The sequence below is a fragment of the Shewanella sp. BJSY2023SW001 genome, from assembly GCF_047314685.1.
GTDB lineage: Bacteria > Pseudomonadota > Gammaproteobacteria > Enterobacterales > Shewanellaceae > Shewanella > Shewanella indica.
In genome coordinates this window covers 43,460-70,093 of the sequence record NZ_JBKORF010000031.1, presented here as the reverse complement: position 1 = coordinate 70,093, position 26,634 = coordinate 43,460, and the positions used below count along the sequence as shown (strand labels likewise).

Genomic DNA, 26,634 nt, shown 5'->3' with positions numbered 1-26,634 from the left:
CGCAATTAAGCGATGATCTTGGCTACAACACCAGCACCAACTGTACGGCCACCTTCACGGATTGCGAAGCGCAGACCTTCGTCCATCGCGATTGGGCAGATCAGAGTAACAACCATCTTGATGTTGTCGCCTGGCATTACCATCTCTACGCCTTCTGGCAGTTCGATAGTACCGGTCACGTCAGTTGTACGGAAGTAGAACTGTGGACGGTAGCCTTTAAAGAATGGAGTGTGACGACCACCTTCTTCTTTAGACAGTACGTAAACTTCTGATTCGAACTTGGTGTGTGGAGTGATTGAACCAGGCTTAGCCAGTACTTGACCACGCTCTACTTCATCACGCTTGGTACCACGCAGCAGGATACCGCAGTTCTCACCGGCACGACCTTCGTCCAGCAGCTTACGGAACATTTCTACACCAGTACAGGTAGTCTTGGTAGTGTCGTGGATACCCACGATTTCTACTTCGTCACCAACTTTGATGATACCGCGCTCTACACGACCTGTTACTACAGTACCGCGACCAGAGATTGAGAATACGTCTTCGATAGGCAGCAGGAATGGCTTATCGATATCACGCTCTGGCTCAGGGATGTAAGAATCCAGTGCTTCAGCCAGTTCGATGATCTTGGCTTCCCACTGAGCGTCGCCTTCCAGAGCTTTCAGAGCTGAGCCCTGAATTACTGGCAGGTCATCACCTGGGAAATCGTACTCAGACAGCAGTTCACGAACTTCCATCTCTACCAGTTCCAGCAGCTCTTCATCGTCTACCATGTCACACTTGTTCATGAATACGATGATGAAAGGTACACCTACCTGACGAGACAGCAGGATGTGCTCACGAGTCTGTGGCATTGGGCCGTCAGTAGAAGCTACTACCAGGATTGCGCCGTCCATCTGGGCAGCACCGGTGATCATGTTTTTAACATAGTCAGCGTGACCTGGGCAGTCTACGTGAGCGTAGTGACGAGTTGGAGTGTCATACTCGATGTGAGAGGTATTGATGGTAATACCGCGCTCACGCTCTTCTGGAGCGTTATCGATCGCTGCGAAGTCACGAGCCTCACCACCGTAAGTCTTAGACAGTACAGTTGAGATAGCAGCAGTCAGAGTGGTTTTACCATGGTCAACGTGACCAATGGTGCCCACGTTAACGTGGGGCTTACTACGTTCAAATTTAGCTTTAGACATGGTATTGCCTCAATCTAAGATTTTCTGGTGGTGAAACCATATATAGTGAAAAAGTCCGATGCAAATGAATGTCATCGAACAGATTATAAAGGTAAAAGTAGAATTTAAGAGAGGCTGGTGCTGATAGGCAGATTCGAACTGCCGACCTCATCCTTACCAAGGATGCGCTCTACCACCTGAGCCATATCAGCATGCAAATTTGGAGCGGGCAGCGGGAATCGAACCCGCGTTATCAGCTTGGAAGGCTGGAGTAATACCATTATACGATGCCCGCGCAACCTACTTAAGGCTACCTACTTACCTTGAAAATGGTGGAGGGAGAAGGATTCGAACCTTCGAAGGCGGAGCCGTCAGATTTACAGTCTGATCCCTTTGGCCACTCGGGAACCCCTCCGATAAAATTGGTGCCGGCACCAAGAGTCGAACTCGGGACCTACTGATTACAAGTCAGTTGCTCTACCAACTGAGCTATGCCGGCACTTCATTTCGGTAGCGGATATTAGGTAAATGTTGGGGCGAGTGCAATAGGAAATTGGTTTTTTTTCGCAAAAAACCCCTGAGTGGCGTTTTTTTGCCCTGACAATGCGTAGCGATTAGACTTCCCCCTAGCCCTCTGTACACGGGATAAACAATTCGGTCCGGCATAGGGATTTTTTATTGTTCATGAATAATTCATGGTGTACTGTGCCTTGCCTGAGCAGAGGAAATCAGATGACAACAGCCAACTCAATTCAACAGGCATTGTATATGCCTTTTCACCGCCAGCAATGGGCCGAACTTCGTGAGTCTGTGCCTTTGACCTTGAGCGAAACCGAATTGAAGAAGCTGCGAGGGATTAACGAAAAGGTTTCCCTCACAGAAGTCACCGACATCTATCTGCCCCTCAGCCGTCTGCTTAATTTGATTGTTGGCGCCAAGCAGCAAAGAGGTTTGGTGTTAAATGAATTTTTGGGGCAAACTCCGGCCAAGAGCCCATATATTATCAGTATTGCCGGCAGTGTCGCCGTAGGGAAAAGCACCACAGCTCGTATATTGCAGGCACTGTTGAGCCATTGGCCCGAACATCCCAAGGTCGATCTGATCACCACTGATGGGTTTCTCTACCCCTTGGCAGAGCTGAAACAAAAAGGATTATTACAGCGTAAGGGATTTCCGGAAAGCTATGACATGAAACTCTTGGTGGAGTTTATCGCCGCCATCAAGTCAGGCGCCGAATTGGTCGAGGCTCCGCTATATTCCCACATCAGTTACGACAGGCTTCCCGAAGTGCAACAGGTCAGACAGCCAGATATTTTGATCTTGGAAGGCTTGAATGTACTGCAGACAGAGCTGGATTCTCCTGTGAGTATCAAGCGGCCTTTTGTCTCTGATTTCGTAGACTTCTCTATCTATGTAGATGCCGATGAATCACTGCTGAAACATTGGTATATAGATAGGTTCCTGCAGTTCCGGCATACGGCGTTTGCCAATGAGCGCTCCTATTTTCACCACTACGCCAAGCTGAGCGATGCCGAAGCTGAACATATAGCCGCCAATATCTGGGACACCATCAACGGCCCGAACCTGAATCTGAATATTGAGCCCACCCGCGAGCGGGCACATCTTATTCTGAAAAAGGGTCAGGACCACTTGATGGATCAAGTGCTGCTGCGAAAATAATCAAGCGCCGCGTAAACTGATTTCCCCACCAACAAAATGCTGTGTGCCTGTATCTGTCTGCAGGATAACACCGCCTTGCTCATCCACTCCAAGGTAGTGGCCGTTAATCTGTTGCTCACCCAGTAGCAGTTTGACCTGTTGACCGGCAAAGATATCGGCACTCTGCCACCTGCTGCTGAATGCTGCCAATCCTTGAGTTTCAAACAGCTTGAGATCTTTCAATAACTGTTGGTGAAGCTTGATAGCCAACTCAGTCTTGTTCGGCATAGATTCAAGCCCACTGAGATCGCTCCAGGGTTGATCCAGTTGTTCACCCAGTTCAGCAGGCATAGCCATATTCAAGCCTATCCCGATCACCAGATCGCATTCACTGTCGGCAGTCCCGGTCATTTCAATCAGTACACCGGCAAGTTTACGCCCATCGAGATAGATATCGTTGGGCCACTTCACTCCCAAACCGGCAATACCGAAAGACTCCAACACACTAACCAGTGAACAGGCAACCACCAGACTTAAGCCCATCGCCTGGGAAAGACCTTGAGAGAACTGCCAGTACATAGAGAAATAGAGGTGACTGCCGTAGGGCGACAACCACTGGCGTCCTCTACGTCCTCGTCCAGCCGATTGATACTCGGCAATACAGAGATCGCCATTACTCAATTCATCGACATGGTTGAGCAGAAAGGTGTTGGTACCAGCCAACTCATCAAAGTAAAAACAGCGGTTATCTATAGCGGAGAGTAAGCGCGGCTTGTCGATAAGATGCAAACTTCTAGCTAACTTATAACCTTTACCTTTCACGCTGAAGATATCGATCCCAAAGGCGGCCAAGGCGCTGATATGCTTGCTGACGGCGGTACGGCTGATACCGAGCTGTTCGGCCAGTATCTCGCCGGAGACAAACTCACCCTGCTGCAACAGCTGTAATATTTCCCGCTTGCGCTTCCACTGTTCGCTCATCGTCAGAGACTCCTCTCTCCTGTTGCCGCAAAAATTCGCGGCTCGGGTAGTAATTCAACACCGAAAAGCGCTTGCACTTGCCGGATAATTTCCCGCGCCAAATTGGCCACATCTTCACCGCTGGCGCCGCCTTTATTCACCAGAACCAAGGCTTGCTTATCATGAACTGCGGCTGCTCCCATCTGGAAACCTTTCAAACCTGCCTTATCGATAAGCCAGCCTGCGGCCAGCTTAACCCTTCCATCTTGCTGAGCATAACCCACCAGATCAGGAAAACGTTCGGCCAACTTAAGATAGTCGGCAGCAGCAACCACAGGATTCTTGAAAAAGCTACCGGCATTGCCAAGCACTGCAGGATCCGGCAGTTTTTCCTGACGAACCTGACATACCTGCTCAAAAATCATAGGCGCGGTCACCTCTGTCTCTTCAGCAAGTGATTGCAACGGCCCATAACTCAGTTTGGGCTGCCAATCTTTAGGCAGTTTCAAACCGACAGAGGTGATCACAGCCCTGCCCTTGAGTTCACTTTTGAAAATTGACTCTCGATAGCCAAAACCACAATCAGCGGCCTCGAGGCGAGTTAGCGCACCGGTTTGCAGATCCAGATACTCAACCCAGTCACATACCTGGCACAGTTCAACCCCATAGGCACCTATGTTTTGAATAGGCGCTGCGCCAACCGTGCCCGGGATCAGAGCCATATTCTCAAGTCCCGGCATCCCCAGCTTAAGCGTTTCACAAACCAAATCGTGCCAGTTTTCACCGGCGGCAACCTTTAAATAGAAATGTGTTTGGTCCTCACTGACCTCGATTCCCTTGGTAGCGATTTGAATCACTGTCCCTTGATAATCCTCAAGCAATAATAGATTACTGCCGCCACCGAGGATCAGCATTGGGACATCATCATCCTTGTGCTGCATACAAGCCCGGACAAGCTCAACGGTAGAGCTCACTCTGATGAGTTCCCGGCAATAACAATTGATTCCAAAAGTGTTCAAGGATTTAAGGGAGTGGACTAGGGCTGGCATCTAAAGCTTTCACTGCAAATAAAAGCAGCATTGTAACGGGATTAACCGACTATTTCAGCCTTCAGCGGTTAAACATACTCAAACAAGTCAATCGTCTACCCAATAGGACTGATATCGCACTTTAGCGTTCAACAGGAAATTCATTAGGGGGACTATGATGTAGCGACCATAGTGGTAAAAAGCTTCCGGTATTATGGCAGGCAATTGCAGATTAGCTTTACCGGGAATGTGTCTGAATCACTATGCTCCAAGCAAGACAGTCAAACAACAAGAGAGCGTTGTTTGACTGCCATGAAAGGGTTAACCCCCGAAACCGACATCCTTGATATCGACCCGGGTCACTTCGCCATACTTGGCTGCTATCGGGGCTATCTTGTCACCGCTGCCAATCAGCACCATCTGCAACTTATCCTTGGGGAAGTAGTTGTCGACCAACTGCTTGGTCTGCGCCAGAGTCAGTCCATCCACCCGTTGCTGGAATTGATTGATATAGGACTCATCAAAACCGTACAGGTACATGTCTGACAGCAGACCTGCCAACTGGCCACTGGTTTCAAACTTGGGTGGGAACTGGCCTTTGACGTAGGCCTTGGCCGAATCCAGAGTCTGCTGATCTATCCCTTTCTGCCACAGGCGACTGTAGGTCTTGAGTGCCAAGTCAATGGCTTCCTCTGTCGTAGCCGACTTGGTGAAAGTACTGATCATAAACACCCCTGAGTCACGATAGGGGACGAAACCCGAGCGCGCGCCATAGGTTAAACCGGCATTCACCCTCAGCTCATCGTTGAGCCAGGAGGTAAAACGGCCACCAAGTATGGTGTTGACCACAGTCAGGCCCACATAGTCAGGGTTATCCTGAGTCACACCCAGGCCACCTATGGTGAAGGTGGTCTCTATCGCGTCCGACTTATCCACCAGCAAGACTCGGCTGGCAGACAGAGTCGGCAGCCCCTGCTTGAGGTCGACGGCACGCAGCGATTCGCTGTTGCTCCATTGACCGAATGCCGCCTGCAGCTTGGCCTTCATCTGCGCCGGGTCGAAATCACCCACCACGCTGATAGCGGTATTGGCCGGTTGATAGTAGCCCTTGTGGAAGGCTCTCAACTGGTTGACCGTCAACTGGGACACAGACTCACTGGTTCCCGAAGTGGCATTGCCATAAGGATGCTGACCGAAGACCAACTTGTTGAAGTAGCGCCCAATCACGGACTTGGGACTCTCTTTCTCCTGCGCCAGCTCGGCGACTCTGCGACTCTTGAGTTTATCAAACTCGCTGGTCTCAAAGTCGGGACGGGTCAGCACATCGGCAAACAATCCCAGCATGGTATCGACATCTTTGGCCATAAAATCGGCACTGAGGTAACTGCCCTCACGGCCGGCATCAGCATTCAGACTGGCACCGAGAAAGTCCACCTCCTGCTCTATGCTGGCCTTGGTGCGACCGGCGGCGCCGAGCAACAAGCCCTGAGCCGTGACCGCTGCCACACCGGCTGTGGTGTCATTGACGCTGCCGACTTTCACCACGGCGTTCAGGGTGATCAGCGGCACCTCTTTCTGCGGCATCAGCATCAGCGTCAGGCCGTTATCCAGAGTGACTCTTTCATATGTTGGCAGTACAAAGTGGCCGGTATCCTGGCTCACTTTCACCTGGGTAGACTGACAACCTGAAACCATCAAGGCTGCGGCAATGGCCACAGCGCCCAGAGAGGCCTTGAGAGAAAAAACCTTGCTCATTGATCCGCCTCCTCTTGTGCAGCCAGTACCCCCACAGTGCGGTTGGCACGGCGCAGGTATGTTTCTGCCACCCTTTGAATGTCGGCCACTGTGACCTGGTTATAGGCATCCGGCGCCTGGAACAGCTTGTCGAAACTACCGAAATAAAGTTCGTAGGTGCCCAGGGTATTGGCCTTGCCATTGATGGTTTCCATACTGCGATAGAAATCCATCAACTTGATATTTTTTGCTTTTTCCAACTCTTCAACCTTAATGCCGTCACGGGCAATACGGTTGACCTCTTCAATCAATGCCTGCTCCAGAGTGGTGGCGCTGACACCTGGGGCCGCCACCCCAAGGATGTACAACAGGTTGGGGTCAAAAGACATAGGCATATAAGTCTCGGCGGCAATCGCCAACTGCTTGTCCACCAAAGCCTTGTAGAGGCGCGAGCTGTTGCCTTCACTCAGAATCGAGGTCAGCAGATCCAGCGCGTAATAGTCTTTATTGGTGGTGGCCGGTACGTGGTAGGCCAGCATGATATTGGGCGTGCTGACAGACTCTTTCTTGACGAAGACCCGTCGTTCCCCTTTTTGCAGCGGCTCGACTGTCTTCACCGCCTTGGGTGGCTCTTGCGCCGGGATAGGGCCAAAGTAACGCTGGGCCAGACGCTTGACCTCGGCCAGCTTAACGTCACCGGCAATCACCACAACCGCATTGTTGGGGGCATAGTAGGTCTTGTGATACTGCACCAGATCTTCCAAGGTCCAGGCCGCAATATCAGATTCATGGCCAATCACTGACCAGCTATAGGGATGCGCCCTGAAGGCCACACCTTTTACCTCTTCCTGCAGGGTTCGCCAGTTGGAGTTTTCCAGCCCCGTGGTACGCTCGGAGGCAACTACGCCGCGCTCACTCTCTACCATCTCGGCATTGATATCCAGCGCCGCAATCCGATCGGCTTCCAGATCAAAAATGGTATCCAGAGCATTGGAAGGGAACCAGTCGGTATAAACGGTCACGTTTTCAGTAGTGTAGGCGTTGTTGGCGCCACCGGCCGCTTCCATGGTGCGGTCAAACATCTTGGGGCCGTATTTCTTGGAGCCATTGAACATCATATGCTCGAAGAAGTGGGAGATCCCTGTGATCCCGGGCACCTCGTTGCGTGAGCCCACCTTCCAAAACAGATACATGTTGGCATTGGGAATGGATGAGTCTTCCAATACCATGATTTTCATGCCGTTATTCAGGGTAAAACTCTGAATATCTTCGGCCGTGGTCGCCTGTGTTGTCGCCGCCCCAAGAAGGCTGGCTGACATCAGCAGGGCGGTCAGCGTACGCTTCATTGGGTCGCTCCTTGGCTGATTGCTGATTTTAAAAGATCCAATATCAGGTAAAAAAGCACTGCAAATCAAGTAACAAGTGATACGGAATTGTCAGATTTTGTAAGCAAAATGCTTTATCCCGTACGGTTTATTTGCCGCTTAAGCTGGCGAGGCCAGTGTGGCCAACGCCTCTACCCCGTCTTGAACGCTGCTTCATCAGCATAGAAATAGGGGGAGTGATTGCTGGCCGCCGTTGCCGGGTCAGTCCCCTCAGGAGTTACCCCAAGAAAGAAGACCCCCCCCCCGGGGTTTCTTGCGCGTAGAAAGCAAAGTCCTCAGCCCCTGTGATAAGCCCGGGTTCAACCAGCCTCCCCTTGCCCGCCACTTGCTCCAGCAAAGGCCTGACTTCAGTCACCAATTCAGGACTGTTCACCGACACAGGATAATCCTGGGCTATCTCCGTTTTCGCTTCAGTGCCGTTGGCTTACGCTATCATTTTGGCGGTCTTGCTCAGTGTTGTTTAATATTGGCCCGACCCGGCTAGAGGTTTTGATAGTAAATTGAGCGTCAGCCACTATTGAAAGTCTAATTAAACAACAAGCTAACTTGGAGGCTGAAGTACAGATCCAGCTTAAGGCTCTATTTTCTTCTGTTTCAGCTTCTTCATCTTGGGCTCGTCGATTTTACGCTCTTTGGCCGCAGCCTCTTTGGCTTGCTGCAGGTATTTCTGTTCCCGCTGCGCCCTCTCATCAAACTGTTTACTGGCTTTTAACCTTTGCTCCTCCTGCCAATCTCCGGATTGCTGGCGTTTGAGCACTTTCTGTTCCCGCTCGGCGGTTTCCTTGGCGGCGGCTCTGGCCTTTTCCAGCTGTTCCTGCTCCAGACGCCGGGCATCTTCACTGGCCTGTTCACCCAGCTGAGTCAAATCAGCCGCACTCACGCTAAAGGCCAGCAGCCAGCTCAATAACAGTATTAATCTCGCCATCATTCGCTCCTGCTTAAAGAGAACAAAAATCCATCTTCCAAGGACTATCACACATTTTTTCACCAGTTTGACCGATAATGAAGGTTTTTAGCAACAAAACGAAATTTTGATTGAGCCAAAGAGTAGATCTGTTTAGCTTTAAACTAACGGATTGAAATGCTGTTCCACATAACCGTTTGCCCAACCCGTAAGCTATAGGGTGCAAGGCAGGTCACCACATAGTCGGAAGTGTTAGCTTCCTTCCTGTAGGTTGAAGAGCCAAATATGCGGAGTAGTGTAACCATAACAAAGGGAAGTGGTTCTCAACGGAGAACGACAAGGGAGTATCCTGGATGATCCGATGGACACAACTGTTACAGAGCCTGGTGGCCGACACAAAACTCGGGCCCCAGTTGCAACTCTGGCGCAGCGAGCCTCACTCGACACCTCTGGCCTTATTCATGGGGTGTAAAATTTTTGCCGCCAATCAGGCAGCATTGGATTACTTCGCCTGTGTTCACCAGGAAATTCTCGATGCCACTCTCTATGACTTTGCTCCCAGACTGCAATTAGGCGGTCAGAGCAGCATAGAGTTGGCAAAAAAACTCATGCAAGCCGCAGCGGCCAGCTCTCAAGTACAGGAGTGGTTACACCTCAATCGCCACGGTAAAGAGCTGCCAACCCGCCTCTACCTGGAACCAGTCAGAATAGACAGTAATAAGATGATCTTGGTGCGGTTCGAAGCCTTGGATCGTCGCCTCAGTCCCAGAGGTGAAACTCAGGATGTATTCGGCCTGCTGCCCCGCAGTGTATTGGCCGGTATTCTCGAAGAAAGTGCCGAAGCCGTTGTCATCAGTGATACCTCGGGCAAAATCCTTGCGGTCAATCGGGCCCTCTGTCGTCTTTGCGGCTTTAGTCAGGCGCAGTTAATAGGTCAGCAGTTGCAGATCCTCGAAACCGCAAACGATCCCAAGCAGAGAGAATGCCGTGCTGCGCTGGCACAGCGGGACTTCTGGCAGGGAGAGGTCAGCCATACCCGGGCCGATGGCAGTCACTTCCCCGCCTGGCAGAGCAGTCGCAGATTGCAGACTGAATCCGGTTGTTATCTGGTCACCATCTTCAGCGATATCAGCGAACGTAAACAGCTGGAATCACGCCTGACAGAACAAGCCATGTTTGACATGCTGACAGGGCTTCCCAATCGCCGTCATATGAAGCGCAAGCTGCGCCAGGTTCTCAGTGCCAGTCTAGAGGCCATCAACCAAGGAAAGCCAACCACTGGAGCCTTGATGTTTCTCGACCTCAACGGCTTTAAACATGTCAACGACAGTTTCGGTCATTCCATGGGGGACAGAATACTGCAACTGGTCGCCGCCAGGCTGGAAGCCGGCTGTATAGAGAGAGCCGATATCGCCCGTATGGGCGGCGATGAATTTACTCTGGTGTTGCAAGATTGCCGCGACAGGGAAGATATCTACCGTTTTGCACAACAGATATTGGCTCTATTCGAGACGCCGTTTGAGTTGGAAGGACAAAAGTTTTACCTGGGTACCAGTATAGGTATCAGTCTTTTTGGCAACCGAGAAATAGACCCTTCCGAACTGCTGAGCCAAGCCGACACCGCCATGTACAGTGCCAAACGCAGCGCCAGTCATATCAATTTCTATGACAGCTCTATGAGTGAAGCCGCCGAACATAAACTTAAACTGCTCGGCGATCTGCGTCACGCCTTGGGGCTGGGACAACTGAGCCTGTTTTATCAACCCATAGTCAGGCTCAAAGATAACCATATGGCCGGTGCCGAAGCGCTGTTGCGCTGGCACAAGAGTCCTCATGAACTGCTGGAAGCGGCCGATTTCGTACCCTTGCTTGAAGAAACCGGTCTAATAGTCACTGTTGGCAACTGGGTCGTAGAGCAAGCCTGCCGACAACTGGCAGTTTGGCGGCAACAGGACAACGACTTTATTATTTCAGTCAATGTATCACCGCTGCAACTGGAGCACCTGGACTTTTACCAACAAGTAAAATCGACGCTGCAACATCATCAGCTTCCCGCAGAAGCCTTGATTTTGGAGATCACCGAATCGGCATTGCTGGGTCACCCACGTCAGGCCAAACAAACGCTCAAACAGCTCAGGGCACTGGGCGTCAAAATTGTCCTTGATGATTTCGGTACCGGACTATCATCATTGAGTCGTTTAGGCAATCTGCCACTGGATGGACTAAAAATTGCCGGTGAATTTGCCGAGCAATTGGAACATCAGAAAGGCAAACGTTTGTGTCAGGCCATAGTGCAGCTGTCACAGGCGCTTGAACTCAAATTTGTTGCTGAAGGAATAGAAACTGAATATCAAAATGATATGGTACGACAGATGGGGGATGGACTGGCCCAGGGGTTCTTTTTCGGTTACCCCTTGCATCCGGAACAGTTTACCTTGGCGCATTTTGATCTATAAGAGCTCAATACCAAAGAGGGTGAACAGGACTGTCGGCAACAGAGTTACTCCGCTACCACTCCCCTGCAAAAGCGGTAAGCCGACAGTCCCACTCCATCATCAAAGATGATGCAGGCTCATTAAAACCGGATTCACTTATAAATGTCGTGATCCACACGGAATTTTCGCGACCGCTTACTCAATACCGCTCCCGCACTTTGACCGGCATCCGCCGTAACCTCTGCTCCACCAGCTCAGCCAGTAATACATGCATAGGCGCCACATCCAGCCCAGGCTCCAACTGAGAAAGGGCCACAGCTGCAGCCTCAAGTGTCGATAAGCTATCACTGCGATTAGCCTTGCGGATGCGATACGCTGTCGGTGCCATCAGTGGTAAATACCTTTGGGGCAACGCCTGTAACCAAGGATTAAGCCGATACATTTTCAAGGTTTTGCGCCAGGTGCCGTCCAGCAGGATAAGCCTTACAGCTTCTGATGAGTCATCTGTCTGCAACAGCTGACTGTTCTCTGAGGGATAGAGCAAGAAAGTCGGCATGTTATCTCTTGCCAGTTCGGCTCTCAACTCGGCAAAATCCGCCTCGGTTTCTCCCACTATCACCCGGACGTCCGGCACGGCCAACTGCAACAAACGCACACTATTTTTTGCATGCTCGACCTCTGAAGGATGTTGCAGCACCAGTAACTGGCTACTAGGGTATATAGCAGACACTGCAGCACAAACACAGGCCGTTTCTGGGTACCCACATTGTTCACAGTAACAGCGCGACATACCTAATAACTTTCCTTAATCAGCACTTGCTCTCTTCAACGCCATCTTGCCATTTATCGTCAGGCTAATAGTCGATCATCTGCCAAGACGGCAACTCAGTAATACCAATATTAACACATGCCCCAGGTTAAATTCGGCTCTGAGTCCAATGCCAAAATGAAACGGTTAATGAGAGTTCCCTGTATGACAACAATGCTTTATAAATAGAACAACTCTGTCCTCATCGCCTTTGCTTCCAGTTATGACTAACAGCTCTTGTCGAAAGTCCGACCTCAAAAACAATGGTAAAAGATATAAAAAAGCCCCGCTCAAAGAGCAGGGCAAGCCAGTTAGCATATAAATAAGAAGGGAGAAACCCGCAGAGCCCTTGAGCTCTAACCAAAGATCGCCAGCAAGATTAAGCCCACTTGATGACAGCGGCATGACACTGATGCGGGATTTTTATGACAAGCTCAATCCTGCTGTGCTTGCAGGTACTGACGTAATGCATCTCCCGGAATCGAGGTTTCAGAGGCAACCGCGAAAGCCGCCCACTGAGCGGCTTCCTTCATGGCCTGTTCCACTGCCATTCCCGATACCAAACCATGGATAAGCCCGGCGGCAAAAGCATCACCGGCACCCGTGGTATCCACCACTGTCGCCGGCACAGCCGCTATCAGCGTCTCACCATTCTCCTGGTATAACACTGCGCCCTGCTCGCCTTGAGTCACAATAAAGTATTTAAGTGCATCACCGGCTATCTGACGCCCAAACTGCCAGGGGCTAAGCTCACTGCGCCCTTGCATATCTGTTACCGAAGACAGCAATACATGGCAGGGTCTTGGCCTGTCATCTTTGGCCAATTGTGCCACCACCAGAGTGTGTTCCAGCGCGGTTCGCGCCCAACTGACCGCTCCTTCGGCAGAGGAGTTGATATATAGCGCATCCCACTGCGACCACTTGGGCGGCGCCGGCAATTCAAATATCGGCCGCTGCGGCCGAATAATGGTGCGCTCGCCATCCGGGGTCATCACCAACAACATTTCACAGGTATTGCCTGCTCGCCGCTGCACCCTGCGACAATCCAGCCCTTGGGTACTGGCTTCGGCCAGCAACCAATCGCCCATCTCATCCCGTCCAACCTGGCTGACCAGAGCCACATTATGGCCGGCCCACTCCAGTCCTATGCCTGTGTTGGCACCACCGCCCCCCAAGCGTTGGCCACCATCCTGATAATGGAATCGACCTCCGGTGCGCAGGGGTTTATCCAGCAATAAGATTCGGTCACAGTTAAGATTGGCAACGAGCAAAATATTGGCCATAGAAATAGTCCACAGAAACGAATGACCCATCTTACCCCAGGGCAAACACTAAATGCAGCGCAGCCAACAACAAAGGCCCTAAGAGGTGATATTGCCAAACGGCTAAAAACACCGTTTAACTCAGCAAAAACTGCCGTTTAAGCAAGTTTTTATTTACATTTATTCAAAGTTAAAACAGACTATTAACCATCCAGACTTTGGTGAAATTTTCTTTCCAAGACAACAAAATAAACTCACTTTACCCAAGCGCTACAGACTCCTATATTCGCGGAAAATTTCACCATTAAGACCTTTTTAAACTGATCTTCGTTTAAAAGGTCGTTTTTCTATTTGGAGTCTGAGTTGTCTCAACCTCATGCCACCGCTCACAACAACAGTGCCTGGGTACCTGTTGCGGGTTTGACCCTGTTTGCTCTGGCTTCCGGCTATCATATGAGTCTGCTGCCGCTGGCATTGGACGGTTTCGGCTTAGCGACAGATCTGGCGGCTTGGCTGGCGAGTATTTTCTATTTCGGCCTGTTGCTCGGGGCAACTTGTATTTCACCTGTAGTGGCACGCCTGGGACACAGAGGCGCCTTCATCCTATTTCTATTACTGCTGGCGGCGACAGTGGCTGGCATGCCCTTGGTGGTTAATGGTCAGTTTTGGCTGGCGGCGCGCTTTATTGCCGGGATTGCCGTGGCCGGCATCTTCGTAGTGGTGGAGTCCTGGTTGTTGATAGCCGACACAGCCAAGCAAAGAGCCAAGCGTTTGGGCTTCTACACAGGCTCACTCTATGGTGGGAACGCCCTGGGACAACTGGGTGTGGGACAATTGGGTGTTGATGGTGCCATGCCGCATATTTTGGTGGCGATAGTACTGGTGTTGGCCGTATTGCCGCCACTGCTGGCCAAGCGCTGCCAGCCACAAAAAATACAGCATCAGAAGATTAGCTTCAAAGAAGTCAGGCATGTGAGTCGCCCTGCCATCATGGGCTGTCTGGTTGCAGGTTTGGTATTGGGCCCCATCTATGGCTTGATGCCTGTATTTCTCAGCGAGCAAACAGGTGACCACCAGCTGACGGGCAAACTGATGGCCATAGTGATCCTGGGAGCCATGTTGGTGCAACCCCTGGTCAGTTGGTTGTCTCCAAGATTCAGCAAGACTCTCTTGATGGCGTTTTTCTGTTTGTTGGGCGCCGCCGGGGTTATGGGTATTTTGCTGAGTCACAGCACTTTGGTGATGGGCTTCAACCTGTTGCTGCTGGGGGCTGCCGCCTTCGCCCTTTACCCTATCGCTATTACGCTGGCCTGTGACAGCCTCGATAGCAGCAAGATAGTGGCGGCAACCGAACTTATGCTGCTCAGTTACTCTGTGGGCTCGGTTATCGGGCCTCTGGTGGCCAATGGCTTCCAGCAACAACAGGGTCTGCTCATGTATCTGGGCTTGTGTCTGACCACAACCTGCATCTATATGCTGATATCCAGTGTACGGCCAACCCGCGGCCGGATGCCGGCACTGCGCCCATGATCCCAATCCCCGAAGTGAGTGTCAGCCATTCAGGCTGACACTAACTTGGCATGCCCCTCAGAACTTCTGAGTCATTTACGCTCTATGGACGCCGCTTGGCTTGTCATCATAACAACAGAACTCCAGCACAGCAGGCAGCACCTCACGGCCATCGGCCAACCCTAAATGATACACAGCCTCTACCTTGTTGATGTCGCGCTCCAGCCTCGACAAGTCCAGTGCCATGTTAGGCTGGATCACCATAGCACTCCCTGCTGCCACCGCCTGTTGTAATTGCTGTTGTGCCTGGTTATACACCTGATGACGCCTCAACAAAGCCTCGGCAACCTTGGGATAACGCCGATAAGCTTTTTGTGCCAACCATTTAAATTTAAAGGCTGACTTACTGTAATCTGCAGCCTGAGTCAGGATAACCAGTTGTTTTTGATAGCCGTCGGCTCTGGCTTGCTCTAGCGGGATAGGAGCCGCGATGCCACCATCAAGATAAGGCACGCCATTAATGGCAACGGGTTTGGAGATAAAAGGCAGACTGCTGGAGGCGATCAGTATCTGCAACAGCTGCTCGTGGCCGTCAAAGTCACTCATACCAAAGAAGTCGGTTTCACCGGAAAGGCAGTTGAAGGCGCCTATTTTGAATTCGGCTCCCGAAGACAGGAAAGTCTCAAAATCGAACGGCAACAACTCATGAGCCATGCGTCTGTAGGTGAAGTCAGTGTTGACGTAATTGCCCGTCTTCAACAGATGTCTCATGCCCATGTAGCGTTTATCTTCAAGATAACGCTGCTGAATTAACAGATTACGCCCCTTCTGCCTGGACAGATACGAAGCCGGGTAGATGGCGCCAGCGGAAACACCCACCTGATAATCAAACATAACTCCGGCTTCCAGAAAAGCATCCAGCACCCCGGCGGTATAAATGGCGCGCAAGCCACCGCCCTCCAGCACCAAAGCCGTGCCTTGCTGTTGCCTAAACGCTATGACCATGATGATTTCCCCCAATACAGCCAATAGCGCAGCATAGCCAAGCATGACCCACAGGGAAAGCCACTCTTACAAAACCTGTACTTTAGCAGTAAGAAAATTGCCCTGAACTACTTAAGCTTATACTGATTTTTTATTAAGAAATCCGCCAAAAATATTCTAGTTGATGACCAGCTTATCCTTGGTAAACCTTGGTGGCACCGGGTTTGGCTATATTTGGACAAATCACAACATTGCGGATATCAGGCGAACCGGCATTATCAGGCAACTGATTAAAAAGTAATTTATCTACCGTGGCAGGAAGCCATGCTGTATTGGCGGACAGGAGTTAAAAGAATGGATGCTAACAATCAAGGGGAAATCTGCTTACTACCGCAGTTGGCCAACAAGCACAAACTCAAACTCTATCGCTGTTGCCTGGAAGAATTTCGACAGTTGGGCTACTGGGACAAATATGTGCAGCAAGTGCAAGACGAAGTTAACAGGCTCCAGGCCTTGGCGGAAGAGTAAACTGCACAGCACCAGGCAATAGGGTGACACTGTTCAAATTTAAGTTAAAACATTCCCCGGAACAAGCTGCAATAACAACGTAAAATTTCACCTTGGGTGATTTAGCCATTCAAAGACGCAAAGCCAACTTCAATTTGGCCAAGGATGCCGAAATTCTTAAGGGAAAAAGATGAAACGCTTTGTTTTTTATTTTATTTTTGGTTATGCCTGTTATCTGAGTTGGGTAAAGCTCAGTGGTAATGAACCTCAGCAGCTGACCAAAATTCACCAAGACACCCTAAGCAACAGTATCCGCGAAGCGGCTCAAACCTCGCCGCGCTATGCCAGTAAGCCTGTGGAGATGGACACAGGTTTCCACTGCGATGGGCGCCGATATTGCAGCCAGATGACCTCCAGGGCCGAAGCCGAATACTTCAACCGTTACTGCCCCAACACCAAAATGGACGGCGACAATGATGGCCGTCCCTGTGAAAACGACAGCCGCTGGTGAGTCACGCTATTTCTCAAGCAGCGGCTATAGCTCACTCACGACCAGACAACTGCCAACAGTTGCGGCCATGTTTCTTGCCTTGATAGAGCGCTTATCGGCCAAGGCTATCATGCTGGAAAGCTCATCGTCATATCAAAATCCAGTCCAGGTCTGAGCATCAACACTTAAGTGACAAGCACAACTTGGTATTACTGATACAAAAAGTTTCATCTGTGAGCGGATTTGGTGACCAAACACACGATATCTCAAGGTTTAAAAATCTGGCCGAGGTCCATGTGCGGTGAAACATGCGCCCAGGGTCGCTATCGCCTCACGAATTTTAGGAGCTTGCCCCTCACGCCCAGCGGTCAAGGCATAGACGCTGTACCGCGGCAGTTGCCAGTCAGGCAACAAAGTTAACAGTAAACCCTGCTGCAAAAACTGCCGCACTTCAGGCTCCGGCAAGGCCGCATAACCCAAACCATCCAGGGTAAAACGGATCAGACTCTGCATATTGTTGACGGCCAGGCGCCCTGGCGCCAGAGACAGCTGCTCACCACTGACGGTATGACTCAACATACTGTCTTGCACCATACTCCCCTTATGACACAGACGCTCCCAGTCCTGCAGTTCACCAGGATAGCTTGGCATTGAGTTCCCTCGCCGACGCAGAAAGTCCGGTGCCACGCACAAGAGCATCTGCCAATCGGCCAGATGATGCGCCACCAGCGCCGAATCGGCCAAAGGTCCGATACAAATGGCCAGATCTATGCCACTCCCCACCAGATCCACTGCCTCATCCTGCAGCTGCAACGACAATTGAATGCCGGGATGCGCTTCCAACAGACGCCTTAGCGGCTCACTGAGAAGCCCTCCACCAAAGCCCACAGGGGCGGCTATCCGCAACTCACCGGCCGGACCGTCCTTCAAACGACTCAACTGTAGTTCTGTCTCATCGGCAAGAGCAATCATCTGCACGCAGCTCTGGTAAAAGAGTTTGCCAGCCTCGGTAGGCGTCAACGCCCTGGTGCTGCGGTTAAGTAGCCCAAGCCCAAGTTGCTGCTCCAGCTTGAATATCTGCTGGCTAACGGCAGATGTACTCATGCATAACTGCCTGGCGGCGGCATTCATGGTGCCCTTCTCAACTGTAGTGGCAAATACCAGCATCGCCTTGACCATCTGCCTATTCATCTTTCAGCCCCATTAAAACAGCAAAAACTCTCAGTTTCGGCAGTCGCTATAAAGCAATCCTTAACTGTGTTTCCAGAAAAATGCGCTTGAGAGGATTGTATCATCGGCGTAAATTCTCGCCATTGAAAATCATTCTCATTTACATAGTTTGCATTTATCATTCAGGAGTCCAAAACCTATGCCTTTATGTCGAATCAGCCCACTGGCCAGCGTCATTGCCGCACTCTTACTCATACCTGCAGCTCAGGCCGATGAAGCGCCCCAAGACATGGAAGTCATAGTGGTCACAGCCTCCGGCTACGAGCAACAACTCAAGGATGCTCCCGCCTCTATCAGCGTGCTTACCCGAGAACAACTGGATAGCCGTTTCTACCGCGATATTACCGATGCCATGCTGGATGTGCCCGGCGTCGTGGTTACCGGCGGCAGCGATCGCCGTGACATTAGCCTAAGGGGTATGGGAAGCCAATACACACTGATCCTGGTGGATGGCATGCGCCAGTCATCCCGGGAGACTCGTACCAACAGCGATGGCCCGGGAGTCGAAGGCGCCTGGACACCGCCATTGTCGGCAATAGACAGAATCGAAGTAGTACGCGGCCCTATGTCATCCCTGTATGGTTCTGATGCCATAGGCGGGGTGATCAATATCATCACCCGCAAGGTTCCGGAAAACTGGCAAGGCGAACTCAGGTTGGACAGCACAGTTCAGGAACGCAGCGAATCCGGCAATATCTATCAGGGTAACTTCTTTGTCAGCGGGGCCCTGATCCCGGACTGGCTGGGTCTACAACTCTATGGACAATACACCAAGCGAGAAGAAGACCAGATCACCGGCGGTTACCGCGGCCGAGATGCCAACAATCTCAGCGCCCGTTTCTCGCTGACTCCGAGTGACGACCACGACATCATTTTGGAGGTCAGCAGTGCCACTCAGGAATTGGACAGCACTCTTGGCAAAACAGTCGCCCCCCTCGCTCCCGGCAAACCTTGTGGCCGTTTTGGCTGCCCGGCGTCCTCCACAACAGAATATGAAAGCCGCAAGTATTCCTTGGCACACACGGGCCGCTGGGAAATAGGCACGAGTAACACCTGGGTCAAATATGAAGAGTTTGAAAACAAAAGCCGGGCAATGACCATCAAAAACACTGATGCCCAGACCAGTCTGATCACCGGCTTTGGAGATAGTCATACTACCACCTTTGGAGCCGCCTTCAATTACCAGGATCTCAGTGATAAAACAGGTAATCAGGTAGGTGACCGTAGCGACATCAGCAGACGCCAATGGTCGGTATTTGCCGAAAACGAATGGCGCATGAGCGACACCTTTGCCTTGACGGCCGGTTTACGCATGGATGATGACGAAAACTTTGGCGAGCACTTCAGCCCCCGTGTCTATGGAGTCTGGAACCTGACTGACAGCACAACGCTCAAAGGTGGTGTTTCCACCGGCTTCAGGGCGCCAAGCCTGAGACAAACAGTGCCGGATTGGGGCCAGGTCAGCCGCGGTGGCAATATGTACGGTAACCCGGATCTAAAACCTGAGACCTCAATCAACTACGAGCTGGGGCTGCACACCGGCTTCGGCGATAATATCACCACGGCCATGACAGTCTTCTATAACGAGTTTGAAGACAAAATTACCCGAGTACCCTGCCCCGAGAGTCAGTGTACCGATGGTCCGAACCGGTTTGGCTCGGATCCCACCACTTATGTGAATGTGGATGAGGCGGTAACCCAAGGGTTCGAGTTGGATTTCAGCTATGACATCAATGATGACATCCAACTTTCGGCCAACTACACCTACACAGACTCAGAGCAAAAAACGGGTCGCTATCAGGGCAGCCCCCTGAATAAACTGCCCAAGCACTTGCTGCAAACCTCCCTTAACTGGCAAATCAACGACAGTTGGGGCAGTTGGGCCAGGGTGCACTACCGAGGTGAAGAAAGCCAGCCAACTACGGGCCCCTCTTCATCAACTCTGGTAGCCCCCTCTTACACACTGCTGGATATAGGTGCCAACCTGCAACTGATGGAAAACCTCAAACTCAGCGCCGGTATCTATAATCTACTGGACAAAGAGATTACCCAGGAAGAATACGGCTATATCGAAGACGGCCGTCGCTATTGGATGGGAATGACCTGGAGTTTCTAACGAAAGAAATCTTATGCCGTTTTTATAAGCCGGAACAGTTCTGGGATAGACTGGCGCCATTCAACTCTCTCACTCCAAAGACCGCGCGCTGCCGCGGTCTTTTATTAGCTGTTGCAAAAACATCATGACAGCGTTTACTGTGTCCACGCCAACTTCCCAAGGTTAAGGAAAACAATGAAACTGATACTGATTATTATCGCGTTTGTGGCCTTCTTTATTGCCCTGAAAAAGTGGCAACGAGCCCAGGCGGTAAAAAGTGGCGACCCGGATGCCATGGCCAATGAAGGCTTGAGACTGATTGGCAGAAATAGCGTCGATGAAGGCATAGCGCTGCTGGAACAGGCCGCCAATAAAGATCATCCCGCCGCCGCCCAAATGCTCTATGAGTTCTATACCCGTCCCGAGCTGGAGATGGTCCCCAATGATGCCGACAAGGCGATGCACTGGGCCGCTAAGGCCTCGTCATTGGACAATGAATTTGCCAAGCTCCATGACCTGATGCTGGAGCTGAACCAACACCCTGCTTTTGGTGACAATATTCAGCTGCTGGAGCAAAACTTACTCCCCAGAGCCGAAGCCGGTGATATTGAGAGCCAAAGCCAACTGGGACGGGTCTATGCCCGTAACCCGATACTCGATAAAGATGGCAGCAAGGCGATAAAATGGCTCGAGTTGGCCGCTGCCAAAGATGATCCCGAGGCCTGCTTTCATCTGGGAAAATTACTGCAGGAACCCAGACAAGGTGAAGCCGATATGCAGCAAGCGAGATTCTGGCTCACCAAGGGGCACCAGCTGGGTGAAGCGGCCAGCGGCGGTCATCTGGCGGAAATGATGTTGCAAGGCCAAGGTGGCCCGGTGGATAAACGCCAGGCCGAACGACTCTTGATTGAGCAGGCAAAAGACAGCAGTTACTCGCAACTGACATTAGGACAGCGCTACCTGAGCGGTGACCAATTACCCCAAGATCTGCACAAGGCCAGAGAGTGGTTGGAAAAGGCCGCAGCCGACGAAGAAAACAGCGTGGCTGCCACTATTTGGGCCGGCTTCCTACTCGAACACTCCCACGACAGTCAGGATCATCTGCGTGCCAAGGCAATACTTGAACCCCTGGCGCAAGCTTGGGATCTGGGTGCCCACTTTCAGCTCGGCAAACTCTATCAACAAGGGCTGGGCATCAATCGCCAACTACCGCTGGCACTGATGCATTTCGAGTTTGCCGCCATGGCTGAAGAAGCCGAGTATATCGCCGCCAAAGAGACTCTGGCAGCACGTCTGAGCCAATCGGAAAAGCAGCAAGCCCAAGCTCTCAAACAGGAATATTTGACCCTGCACCCCATAGACAACCTGGCCCAGGCCAGATTGGACCTACTCAAGGGCCAAGCTCTACTGTATGCGGATGAGCAAGAATACCAGGAGCTGCAACAAGCGCTGCACTGGCTGGAAAAGGCCGCCTTCGGCGGAGAAACTCTGGCCTATGAAGAGCTGTATGAAACCTGCCTCAAGCTGGATAAACGGGTAGATGCCGCCGTATGGCTGTATCTGGAACTGGCAGAACATAACCAGTTTGGTTTTCAGGGGAATCTAGTGCTGCAGCAACAGGAACTGCTGCAAAGCTTTACCGAGGCCGAAACTGCCTGGTATGAGCAGCGTCTCGAAGAGATTCAGGCGCAACTGCCGCAAAACAACCCCGCGGCCGCTTAAAGCCTGTTTATATGTTAAACCTTGAAGATACAGACCCAGGCCAAGGCTTGGGTCTGTTGTTTCTGAGAAGATTGGCAAAATCGCTAACCCAAAGGTTCAACCTTTATTCTTGATGGTCCAGTAGGCGGCGTTAACACCATCTTCACGAAATTCAATATCCACCGGGTACTCACGCTCACAACCTTCTACTATCCAGCGTTCATGCCAGTAGCGCTCACCGACTTCGCCTTTGGGCATCGCCAGCACAAAGGCAAAAAACTGCTCCGGCACCTCGCAGCCGCGGCGAGCCACTTCGGCGGCCACGCCCGGCATAGCATCCTTGAGCAGGGTTTCATTAGCTAAAGTGCCTTGCTGAACTATCTCCTCAGAGAAGTATTCCCCTCCGGCAGCGGCTACCGGCAGTGACACCAGCAAGCCACACAAGATCCCAATCCATTTCATCTGCTTTCCTCCCTGATAGTTTCAGTATCAATATTAGCCCGCCATCCCGCCACAGGCTCAACCAGCCTAGTAGAAGATTGGTCTGCTTTAGGTCGCCGGAGTGTGAACAAAGCTATAGTTTGATACAAAACAATACCTTAACCTGGAAATTGTGCAAACTTTAAGCTAAACCCTAAATCAGCTAACGAGAACTATCGGTCAATGCCGAAAACTTTAAAAACTGCTTCTATTTATATGGTGGTACTTAGGAGCGCCCATTTTCTAAATAAATGACAGGTGAATGAAATGGATTTTATTGAACGAATTCAAGCTCTATCAAAGCGCGTCCCCCAAATATCCGCCAGCCTTCAAACCGAAGAAGCAACTAAGAACGCACTAATAATGCCTTTCCTAAGCTCTGTATTAGGGTACGACGTATTCAACCCAGATGAAGTACTCCCTGAGTACACTGCCGATACTCCAACGAAAAAAGGAGAAAAAGTCGACTATGCGCTGATGAAAGACGGAGAGGTGTTGATGTTGATTGAGTGCAAGAAATATAACGAAAAACTATCAATAAAACATGCTAGCCAATTATTCCGCTATTTTTCAGTCACCAAAGCAAGAATTGCCATATTGACCAACGGTGTTCAGTACCTCTTTTTTACTGATCTGGACGCTCCCAACAAGATGGATGAAAAGCCTTTTTTGGTATTAGATCTGGAGAATATTGATGAACACATAGTGCCGGAAGTTAAAAAGTTGACAAAATCAACATTTGACATGGAGTCTATCGTCAATGCCGCTGGAGAACTTAAATATCTAAGTGACATAAAGAGAATTATCAGTGATCAGTTCAAAAATCCTGAAGAAGAGTTTGTACGCTTTTTTGCCAGCAGGGTTTATGACGGCATGTTAACTCCAAAGGTAAAACAACAGTTTACTGAGATCACGGCCAAAGCTCTCAAACAGTTTATGAAAGACGGTATTAATGAAAGACTTAAGTCTGCAATGGGAGATAGAGCGACCGATGACGTTGAGGAAGTCTCAGGCTCAGATGGCGAAATCGAAAATAAGCCAAGGATAATTACGACCGAAGAAGAGGTTGACGGCTACAATGTCATCAAGGCGATTCTTAGACAAAAAGTCGATGTTAGTAGAATCACCGGACGAGATACGCAAAGCTATTTCGGAGTTCTACTGGACAACAATAATCGCAAGCCTATTTGCAGACTGCACTTTAATACCAAACAGAAATATCTCGGATTAATGGACCATGAGAAGAATGAAACCCGTCATCCGTTAGACTCAGTAGACGATATATTCCTGCATAGTGAAGCCTTACTGCAAACAATCACCTTCTACGAGTAAAGCAAAAGATCGAACGGCGAGCCACTTCATTAAGTGAGTTCGCTGTTATTCTTATCATCCGCGACTTGCCAGACCTCAGAGGCTTGGCTAGACTGCCGCATCGGCGACGATTGTTGGCAATATCTCTATTCTATAAACCGGGCGATGTAATGAAAGCAAAGCAGTATCAGGGCTTTACCCTAATTGAACTTGTAGTGGTGATTATTATCCTCGGGATCCTGGCAGTAGTGGCCGCGCCCAAGTTTATCAATCTGCGCGACGACGCCACAGAGCAAGTGCTCAGGGGCCAGTATGCCGCCTTTGAATCTGCGGTGAAACTCTATCACAGTGGCTATCTGGCCAAGGGAGAACAGGGCGCCATCGACAATCTGGCCAGCTTTGGTGATGGCAGTGTTGATTCCAGTTCCAACGGCTGGCCCTATGCCACCGCAGGCAAAGACACCCATATTTTCGACGCCTGCGAACAGTTGTGGCATGGCCTCACAGATACCGACCTCAGCATAGCCTATGTAGAAGATGCCAATCTGCCTACAACCACTGTCGACGTGGCCTATACCTATAAACAAACGCCCAATACCTGTATCTACCGCTCAGTGTATTTTATCCAGCAAAATGAAGAGACACTGATCATGGAATATCTGCCGGATACTGGTGAAGTCTCGGTTCACAAAACCTTTTGGAGTCAGCCTTAAAGCCTGGCAGTTTCCCCCGGACTCTGATCGAAGTAACGCTTGAACTCCCGGCTGAATTGAGCCGGGCTCTCATAGCCCACTTCCAGTGCCGCTTCCTTCACCTTGAGGCGCTGTCTTTGCAGTAGCTCTTTGGCCTTATTAAGGCGGATCTTCTTCAAGTACTGAATGGGCGATGAGGCCGTGACCTCCTTGAAACAGCGATGAAATGCCGAGGGACTCATGTTAACCAACTCGGCTAACTGCTCTACCTCCACACTTTCACGATAGTTCTGATGCAGATATTTGAGCGCCTTCTCTACCCGGGATAAACGGGTATGACTGAGCGCCAGCGCATATAAAGGCGCCGCATTGTCGGAAGCCAATACCCGAAACAGCAACTCTTGCACCATGGCCTTACCCAAGACCTCGGCTTCCAACGGCGACTGCAGAGCCAGCAGCAAACGCTCGACACAGCAGAGCATGTCTTCACTGTTGGCGGCAACAAAGAAGCCGCGCTGACGAGCATCATCGAGATCCTTGGGCACCTTATGGTGTTGATCCATCATGCGGATCAACTGGTTCAGTTGCTGCAGATCTATATCCACCATGAGTACCAATACCGGTTCTTCCTCGGAAGCAAAGGTTTCACACTCCACCGGCATAGGTACTGTCATCACCAAGGTGTTCTGCGGATCATAGTCATAGATCTTATCTTCGAGATAGACACGTTTACGCCCCTGGCCGACTATCATGATCCCTTGGGAATAACACATGGGGCCACGGCTGCCATAGGCCGAACTGCGAAACAGATGCACCCCTGGCAGGCTGGTGCTGTTGACCCCTTCATCCACCGCCAGGGCCGCCATTAAGGCTGCAATATCACTCATAACACTCTCCAATCATCAGGGTTTGGATACTAGCACCATCACAGAAAAAAGCATCAAAATAGCCATATTCAAGCCCCTATTAACCAATTTAGGCAGGAATAGGCATAAATGCTCCAGCAATGTGTATTTCAATCCAAGCTGAGGGGACTAAGATGGCAGCATAGTTTTTCGGCTGTAGAAGAGAGAAATATCATGCTCAATTTCGACTATCGCAACCCTACCCACATAGTATTTGGTAAAGACAGACTGGCAGAACTGGATCAACTGGTACCGACGAATGCCAGAGTACTGGTGACTTACGGCGGTGGCAGTGTCAAACGCTTCGGCACCCTGGATAAGGTCATAACCGCGCTGGGCGACCGCGTTGTGTTTGAGTTCGGTGGCATTGAGGCCAACCCCAAATATGACACCCTGGCCAGAGCTGCCGAGCTGGCACGGCGCGAATCCATCGACTTTCTGTTGGCCGTTGGTGGCGGTTCAGTGATGGACGGCACCAAGTTTATTGCCCTGGCGGCAAAATTCGATGGCGACAGCAGCAGCTTGCTGCATCACGGTTTAAACCCGGTTCCGGTCACAGAGGTACTGCCTGTCGGTACAGTGGCGACACTGCCAGCTACAGGCTCAGAAATGAATGCTTTTGCAGTGGTCAGCCATCAGGGTGGCAAGTTTCCCGTGACTCATCCGCAGAGTTTCCCGGTATTCTCCGTGCTGGATCCCAGCCTGACCTTCAGTCTGCCGAAGATCCAGGTCGCCAACGGCGTAGTCGACTCTTTCGTGCACGTGGTCGAGCAATACGTCACCTTCCCCGTGGATGCCAGAGTTCAGGACAGAATGGCCGAAGGCATACTGAAGACCCTGATTGAAGTGGGCCCTGTCACAGTGGCCGAGCCGGAGAACTATGATGCCCGCGCCAACCTGGTGTGGAGTGCCACCTCGGCGCTCAACGGCATGATAGGCAGCGGCGTACCGGCAGACTGGACCACTCATATGATAGGCCACGAGCTGACTGCCATGTTCGGCATAGATCATGCGCAAACGCTGGCCGTAGTCCTGCCCTCTGTATGGCGGGTGCGCAAGGAACAGAAACGCGCCAAACTGCTGCAATATGCCGAGCGGGTTTGGGATATCACTTCGGGTGATGAAGACAGCCGTATCGAGCAAGCCATTGCAGCCACCCAGGCCTTCTTTGAACAGGTTGGCCTCAAGACTCGTCTGCGCGACTATGATGTACCGCAAGAGCGTATCGCCGATGTTGTTGCCGCACTGGAAGCTCACGGCATGACCGCCTTGTCTGAAACCGGCGATCTTGGTCTGGACAGCAGCCGTGAAATCCTTGAGCTTGCCTGGTAATTCGACCGACCGATAAGACTGAACTTTGAGTCAGTGAATTAACCCACTCAGCTA

The 26,634-nt window shown here is 51.1% G+C and carries 22 protein-coding genes, 4 tRNA genes and 1 pseudogene; 10 read left to right on the top strand and 17 right to left on the bottom strand.

Annotated features, from left to right (window positions below; all coding sequences use genetic code 11):
• Window positions 1–5: 5 nt before the first annotated feature.
• The 5 genes from tuf to ACMHXH_RS07605 form a co-directional block, all read right to left on the bottom strand.
• On the bottom strand, window positions 6–1,190 hold the full coding sequence (gene tuf / locus ACMHXH_RS07625) for an elongation factor Tu (RefSeq protein ID WP_251767294.1): 1,185 nt from the start codon (window positions 1,188–1,190) through the stop codon (window positions 6–8).
• 115 nt (window positions 1,191–1,305) lie between these two features.
• Window positions 1,306–1,381, bottom strand: a tRNA-Thr gene (locus tag ACMHXH_RS07620).
• 9 nt (window positions 1,382–1,390) lie between these two features.
• Window positions 1,391–1,464: transfer RNA gene (locus ACMHXH_RS07615), tRNA-Gly, on the bottom strand.
• Between the two features lie 35 nt (window positions 1,465–1,499).
• Window positions 1,500–1,584: transfer RNA gene (locus ACMHXH_RS07610), tRNA-Tyr, on the bottom strand.
• An 8-nt stretch (window positions 1,585–1,592) separates the two neighbouring features.
• Window positions 1,593–1,668 (bottom strand) — tRNA-Thr (locus ACMHXH_RS07605).
• A 233-nt stretch (window positions 1,669–1,901) separates the two neighbouring features.
• Here ACMHXH_RS07605 and coaA point away from each other — a divergent pair.
• Entirely contained in the window at window positions 1,902–2,849 is a 948-nt protein-coding gene (gene coaA / locus ACMHXH_RS07600; protein WP_039036033.1) for a type I pantothenate kinase, read from the top strand.
• Here the strand turns inward: coaA and birA are convergent, their stop codons facing one another.
• From birA to ACMHXH_RS07570, 6 genes and pseudogenes are all read right to left on the bottom strand, one after another.
• Complete coding sequence (gene birA / locus ACMHXH_RS07595; protein ID WP_071476143.1) at window positions 2,850–3,809, bottom strand: bifunctional biotin--[acetyl-CoA-carboxylase] ligase/biotin operon repressor BirA; 960 nt, start codon at window positions 3,807–3,809, stop codon at window positions 2,850–2,852.
• A 2-nt stretch (window positions 3,810–3,811) separates the two neighbouring features.
• Window positions 3,812–4,837: a UDP-N-acetylmuramate dehydrogenase gene (gene murB / locus ACMHXH_RS07590; protein WP_335912204.1), complete on the bottom strand. Its 1,026-nt coding sequence runs from the start codon at window positions 4,835–4,837 to the stop codon at window positions 3,812–3,814.
• Window positions 4,838–5,137: 300 nt separating this feature from the next.
• A complete protein-coding gene (locus ACMHXH_RS07585) occupies window positions 5,138–6,511 on the bottom strand; it encodes a M16 family metallopeptidase (RefSeq protein WP_411911905.1) in 1,374 nt (457 codons plus the stop codon).
• Window positions 6,512–6,567: 56 nt separating this feature from the next.
• On the bottom strand, window positions 6,568–7,896 hold the full coding sequence (locus ACMHXH_RS07580) for a M16 family metallopeptidase (protein ID WP_413737908.1): 1,329 nt from the start codon (window positions 7,894–7,896) through the stop codon (window positions 6,568–6,570).
• Between the two features lie 170 nt (window positions 7,897–8,066).
• A pseudogene (locus ACMHXH_RS07575) lies at window positions 8,067–8,353 on the bottom strand (M20/M25/M40 family metallo-hydrolase); the annotation flags it as partial.
• A 153-nt stretch (window positions 8,354–8,506) separates the two neighbouring features.
• Window positions 8,507–8,860, bottom strand: a complete 354-nt coding sequence (locus tag ACMHXH_RS07570) for a hypothetical protein (RefSeq protein WP_052248289.1) — start codon at window positions 8,858–8,860, stop codon at window positions 8,507–8,509.
• A 332-nt stretch (window positions 8,861–9,192) separates the two neighbouring features.
• Here ACMHXH_RS07570 and ACMHXH_RS07565 point away from each other — a divergent pair, with 332 nt between their 5' ends.
• Window positions 9,193–11,295: a putative bifunctional diguanylate cyclase/phosphodiesterase gene (locus ACMHXH_RS07565; protein ID WP_335912205.1), complete on the top strand. Its 2,103-nt coding sequence runs from the start codon at window positions 9,193–9,195 to the stop codon at window positions 11,293–11,295.
• Between the two features lie 178 nt (window positions 11,296–11,473).
• On the opposite strand, the gene ACMHXH_RS07560 is transcribed toward ACMHXH_RS07565, so the two are convergent.
• Together ACMHXH_RS07560 and ACMHXH_RS07555 are read right to left on the bottom strand one after the other, a co-directional pair.
• Window positions 11,474–12,064, bottom strand: a complete 591-nt coding sequence (locus ACMHXH_RS07560) for a tRNA-uridine aminocarboxypropyltransferase (RefSeq protein WP_071476139.1) — start codon at window positions 12,062–12,064, stop codon at window positions 11,474–11,476.
• 452 nt (window positions 12,065–12,516) lie between these two features.
• Window positions 12,517–13,365 (bottom strand): PfkB family carbohydrate kinase, encoded by an 849-nt coding sequence (locus ACMHXH_RS07555; protein WP_071476138.1) that lies wholly within the window; start codon window positions 13,363–13,365, stop codon window positions 12,517–12,519.
• 342 nt (window positions 13,366–13,707) lie between these two features.
• On the opposite strand from ACMHXH_RS07555, the gene ACMHXH_RS07550 reads away from it, so the two are divergent.
• Window positions 13,708–14,874, top strand: a complete 1,167-nt coding sequence (locus tag ACMHXH_RS07550; protein ID WP_039036025.1) for an MFS transporter — start codon at window positions 13,708–13,710, stop codon at window positions 14,872–14,874.
• Window positions 14,875–14,949: 75 nt separating this feature from the next.
• Here ACMHXH_RS07550 and ACMHXH_RS07545 read toward each other — a convergent pair whose 3' ends face one another.
• Window positions 14,950–15,858 (bottom strand): patatin family protein, encoded by a 909-nt coding sequence (locus tag ACMHXH_RS07545; protein ID WP_071476144.1) that lies wholly within the window; start codon window positions 15,856–15,858, stop codon window positions 14,950–14,952.
• 333 nt (window positions 15,859–16,191) lie between these two features.
• On the opposite strand from ACMHXH_RS07545, the gene ACMHXH_RS07540 reads away from it, so the two are divergent.
• Together ACMHXH_RS07540 and ACMHXH_RS07535 are read left to right on the top strand one after the other, a co-directional pair.
• On the top strand, window positions 16,192–16,365 hold the full coding sequence (locus ACMHXH_RS07540) for a hypothetical protein (protein WP_157822972.1): 174 nt from the start codon (window positions 16,192–16,194) through the stop codon (window positions 16,363–16,365).
• Between the two features lie 169 nt (window positions 16,366–16,534).
• A complete protein-coding gene (locus tag ACMHXH_RS07535) occupies window positions 16,535–16,855 on the top strand; it encodes an excalibur calcium-binding domain-containing protein (RefSeq protein WP_052248288.1) in 321 nt (106 codons plus the stop codon).
• A 252-nt stretch (window positions 16,856–17,107) separates the two neighbouring features.
• Here ACMHXH_RS07535 and ACMHXH_RS07530 read toward each other — a convergent pair whose 3' ends face one another.
• Window positions 17,108–18,025, bottom strand: a complete 918-nt coding sequence (locus ACMHXH_RS07530; protein WP_039036024.1) for a LysR family transcriptional regulator — start codon at window positions 18,023–18,025, stop codon at window positions 17,108–17,110.
• A 178-nt stretch (window positions 18,026–18,203) separates the two neighbouring features.
• On the opposite strand from ACMHXH_RS07530, the gene ACMHXH_RS07525 reads away from it, so the two are divergent.
• Together ACMHXH_RS07525 and ACMHXH_RS07520 are read left to right on the top strand one after the other, a co-directional pair.
• Complete coding sequence (locus ACMHXH_RS07525; protein ID WP_071476137.1) at window positions 18,204–20,180, top strand: ligand-gated channel protein; 1,977 nt, start codon at window positions 18,204–18,206, stop codon at window positions 20,178–20,180.
• Between the two features lie 174 nt (window positions 20,181–20,354).
• Complete coding sequence (locus tag ACMHXH_RS07520) at window positions 20,355–21,881, top strand: hypothetical protein (RefSeq protein WP_335912209.1); 1,527 nt, start codon at window positions 20,355–20,357, stop codon at window positions 21,879–21,881.
• Window positions 21,882–21,977: 96 nt separating this feature from the next.
• Here ACMHXH_RS07520 and ACMHXH_RS07515 read toward each other — a convergent pair whose 3' ends face one another.
• Window positions 21,978–22,322 (bottom strand): hypothetical protein, encoded by a 345-nt coding sequence (locus ACMHXH_RS07515; RefSeq protein WP_200888005.1) that lies wholly within the window; start codon window positions 22,320–22,322, stop codon window positions 21,978–21,980.
• Window positions 22,323–22,607: 285 nt separating this feature from the next.
• Between ACMHXH_RS07515 and ACMHXH_RS07510 the strand changes: the two genes are divergently transcribed.
• The gene (locus tag ACMHXH_RS07510; RefSeq protein WP_039036201.1) at window positions 22,608–23,672 is read left to right on the top strand and encodes a type I restriction endonuclease; all 1,065 of its coding nucleotides are present in this window, start codon (window positions 22,608–22,610) and stop codon (window positions 23,670–23,672) included.
• Window positions 23,673–23,821: 149 nt separating this feature from the next.
• Entirely contained in the window at window positions 23,822–24,364 is a 543-nt protein-coding gene (locus ACMHXH_RS07505) for a type II secretion system protein (RefSeq protein ID WP_039035745.1), read from the top strand.
• Here ACMHXH_RS07505 and ACMHXH_RS07500 read toward each other — a convergent pair.
• On the bottom strand, window positions 24,361–25,230 hold the full coding sequence (locus ACMHXH_RS07500) for an AraC family transcriptional regulator (protein ID WP_234500721.1): 870 nt from the start codon (window positions 25,228–25,230) through the stop codon (window positions 24,361–24,363). The genes ACMHXH_RS07505 and ACMHXH_RS07500 overlap by 4 nt on opposite strands.
• Window positions 25,231–25,422: 192 nt before the next feature.
• Here ACMHXH_RS07500 and ACMHXH_RS07495 point away from each other — a divergent pair, with 192 nt between their 5' ends.
• Window positions 25,423–26,580 carry an iron-containing alcohol dehydrogenase gene (locus ACMHXH_RS07495; RefSeq protein WP_335912211.1) on the top strand — a complete coding sequence of 386 codons (1,158 nt, stop codon included), beginning with the start codon at window positions 25,423–25,425 and terminating at the stop codon, window positions 26,578–26,580.
• Window positions 26,581–26,634 lie beyond the last annotated feature (54 nt).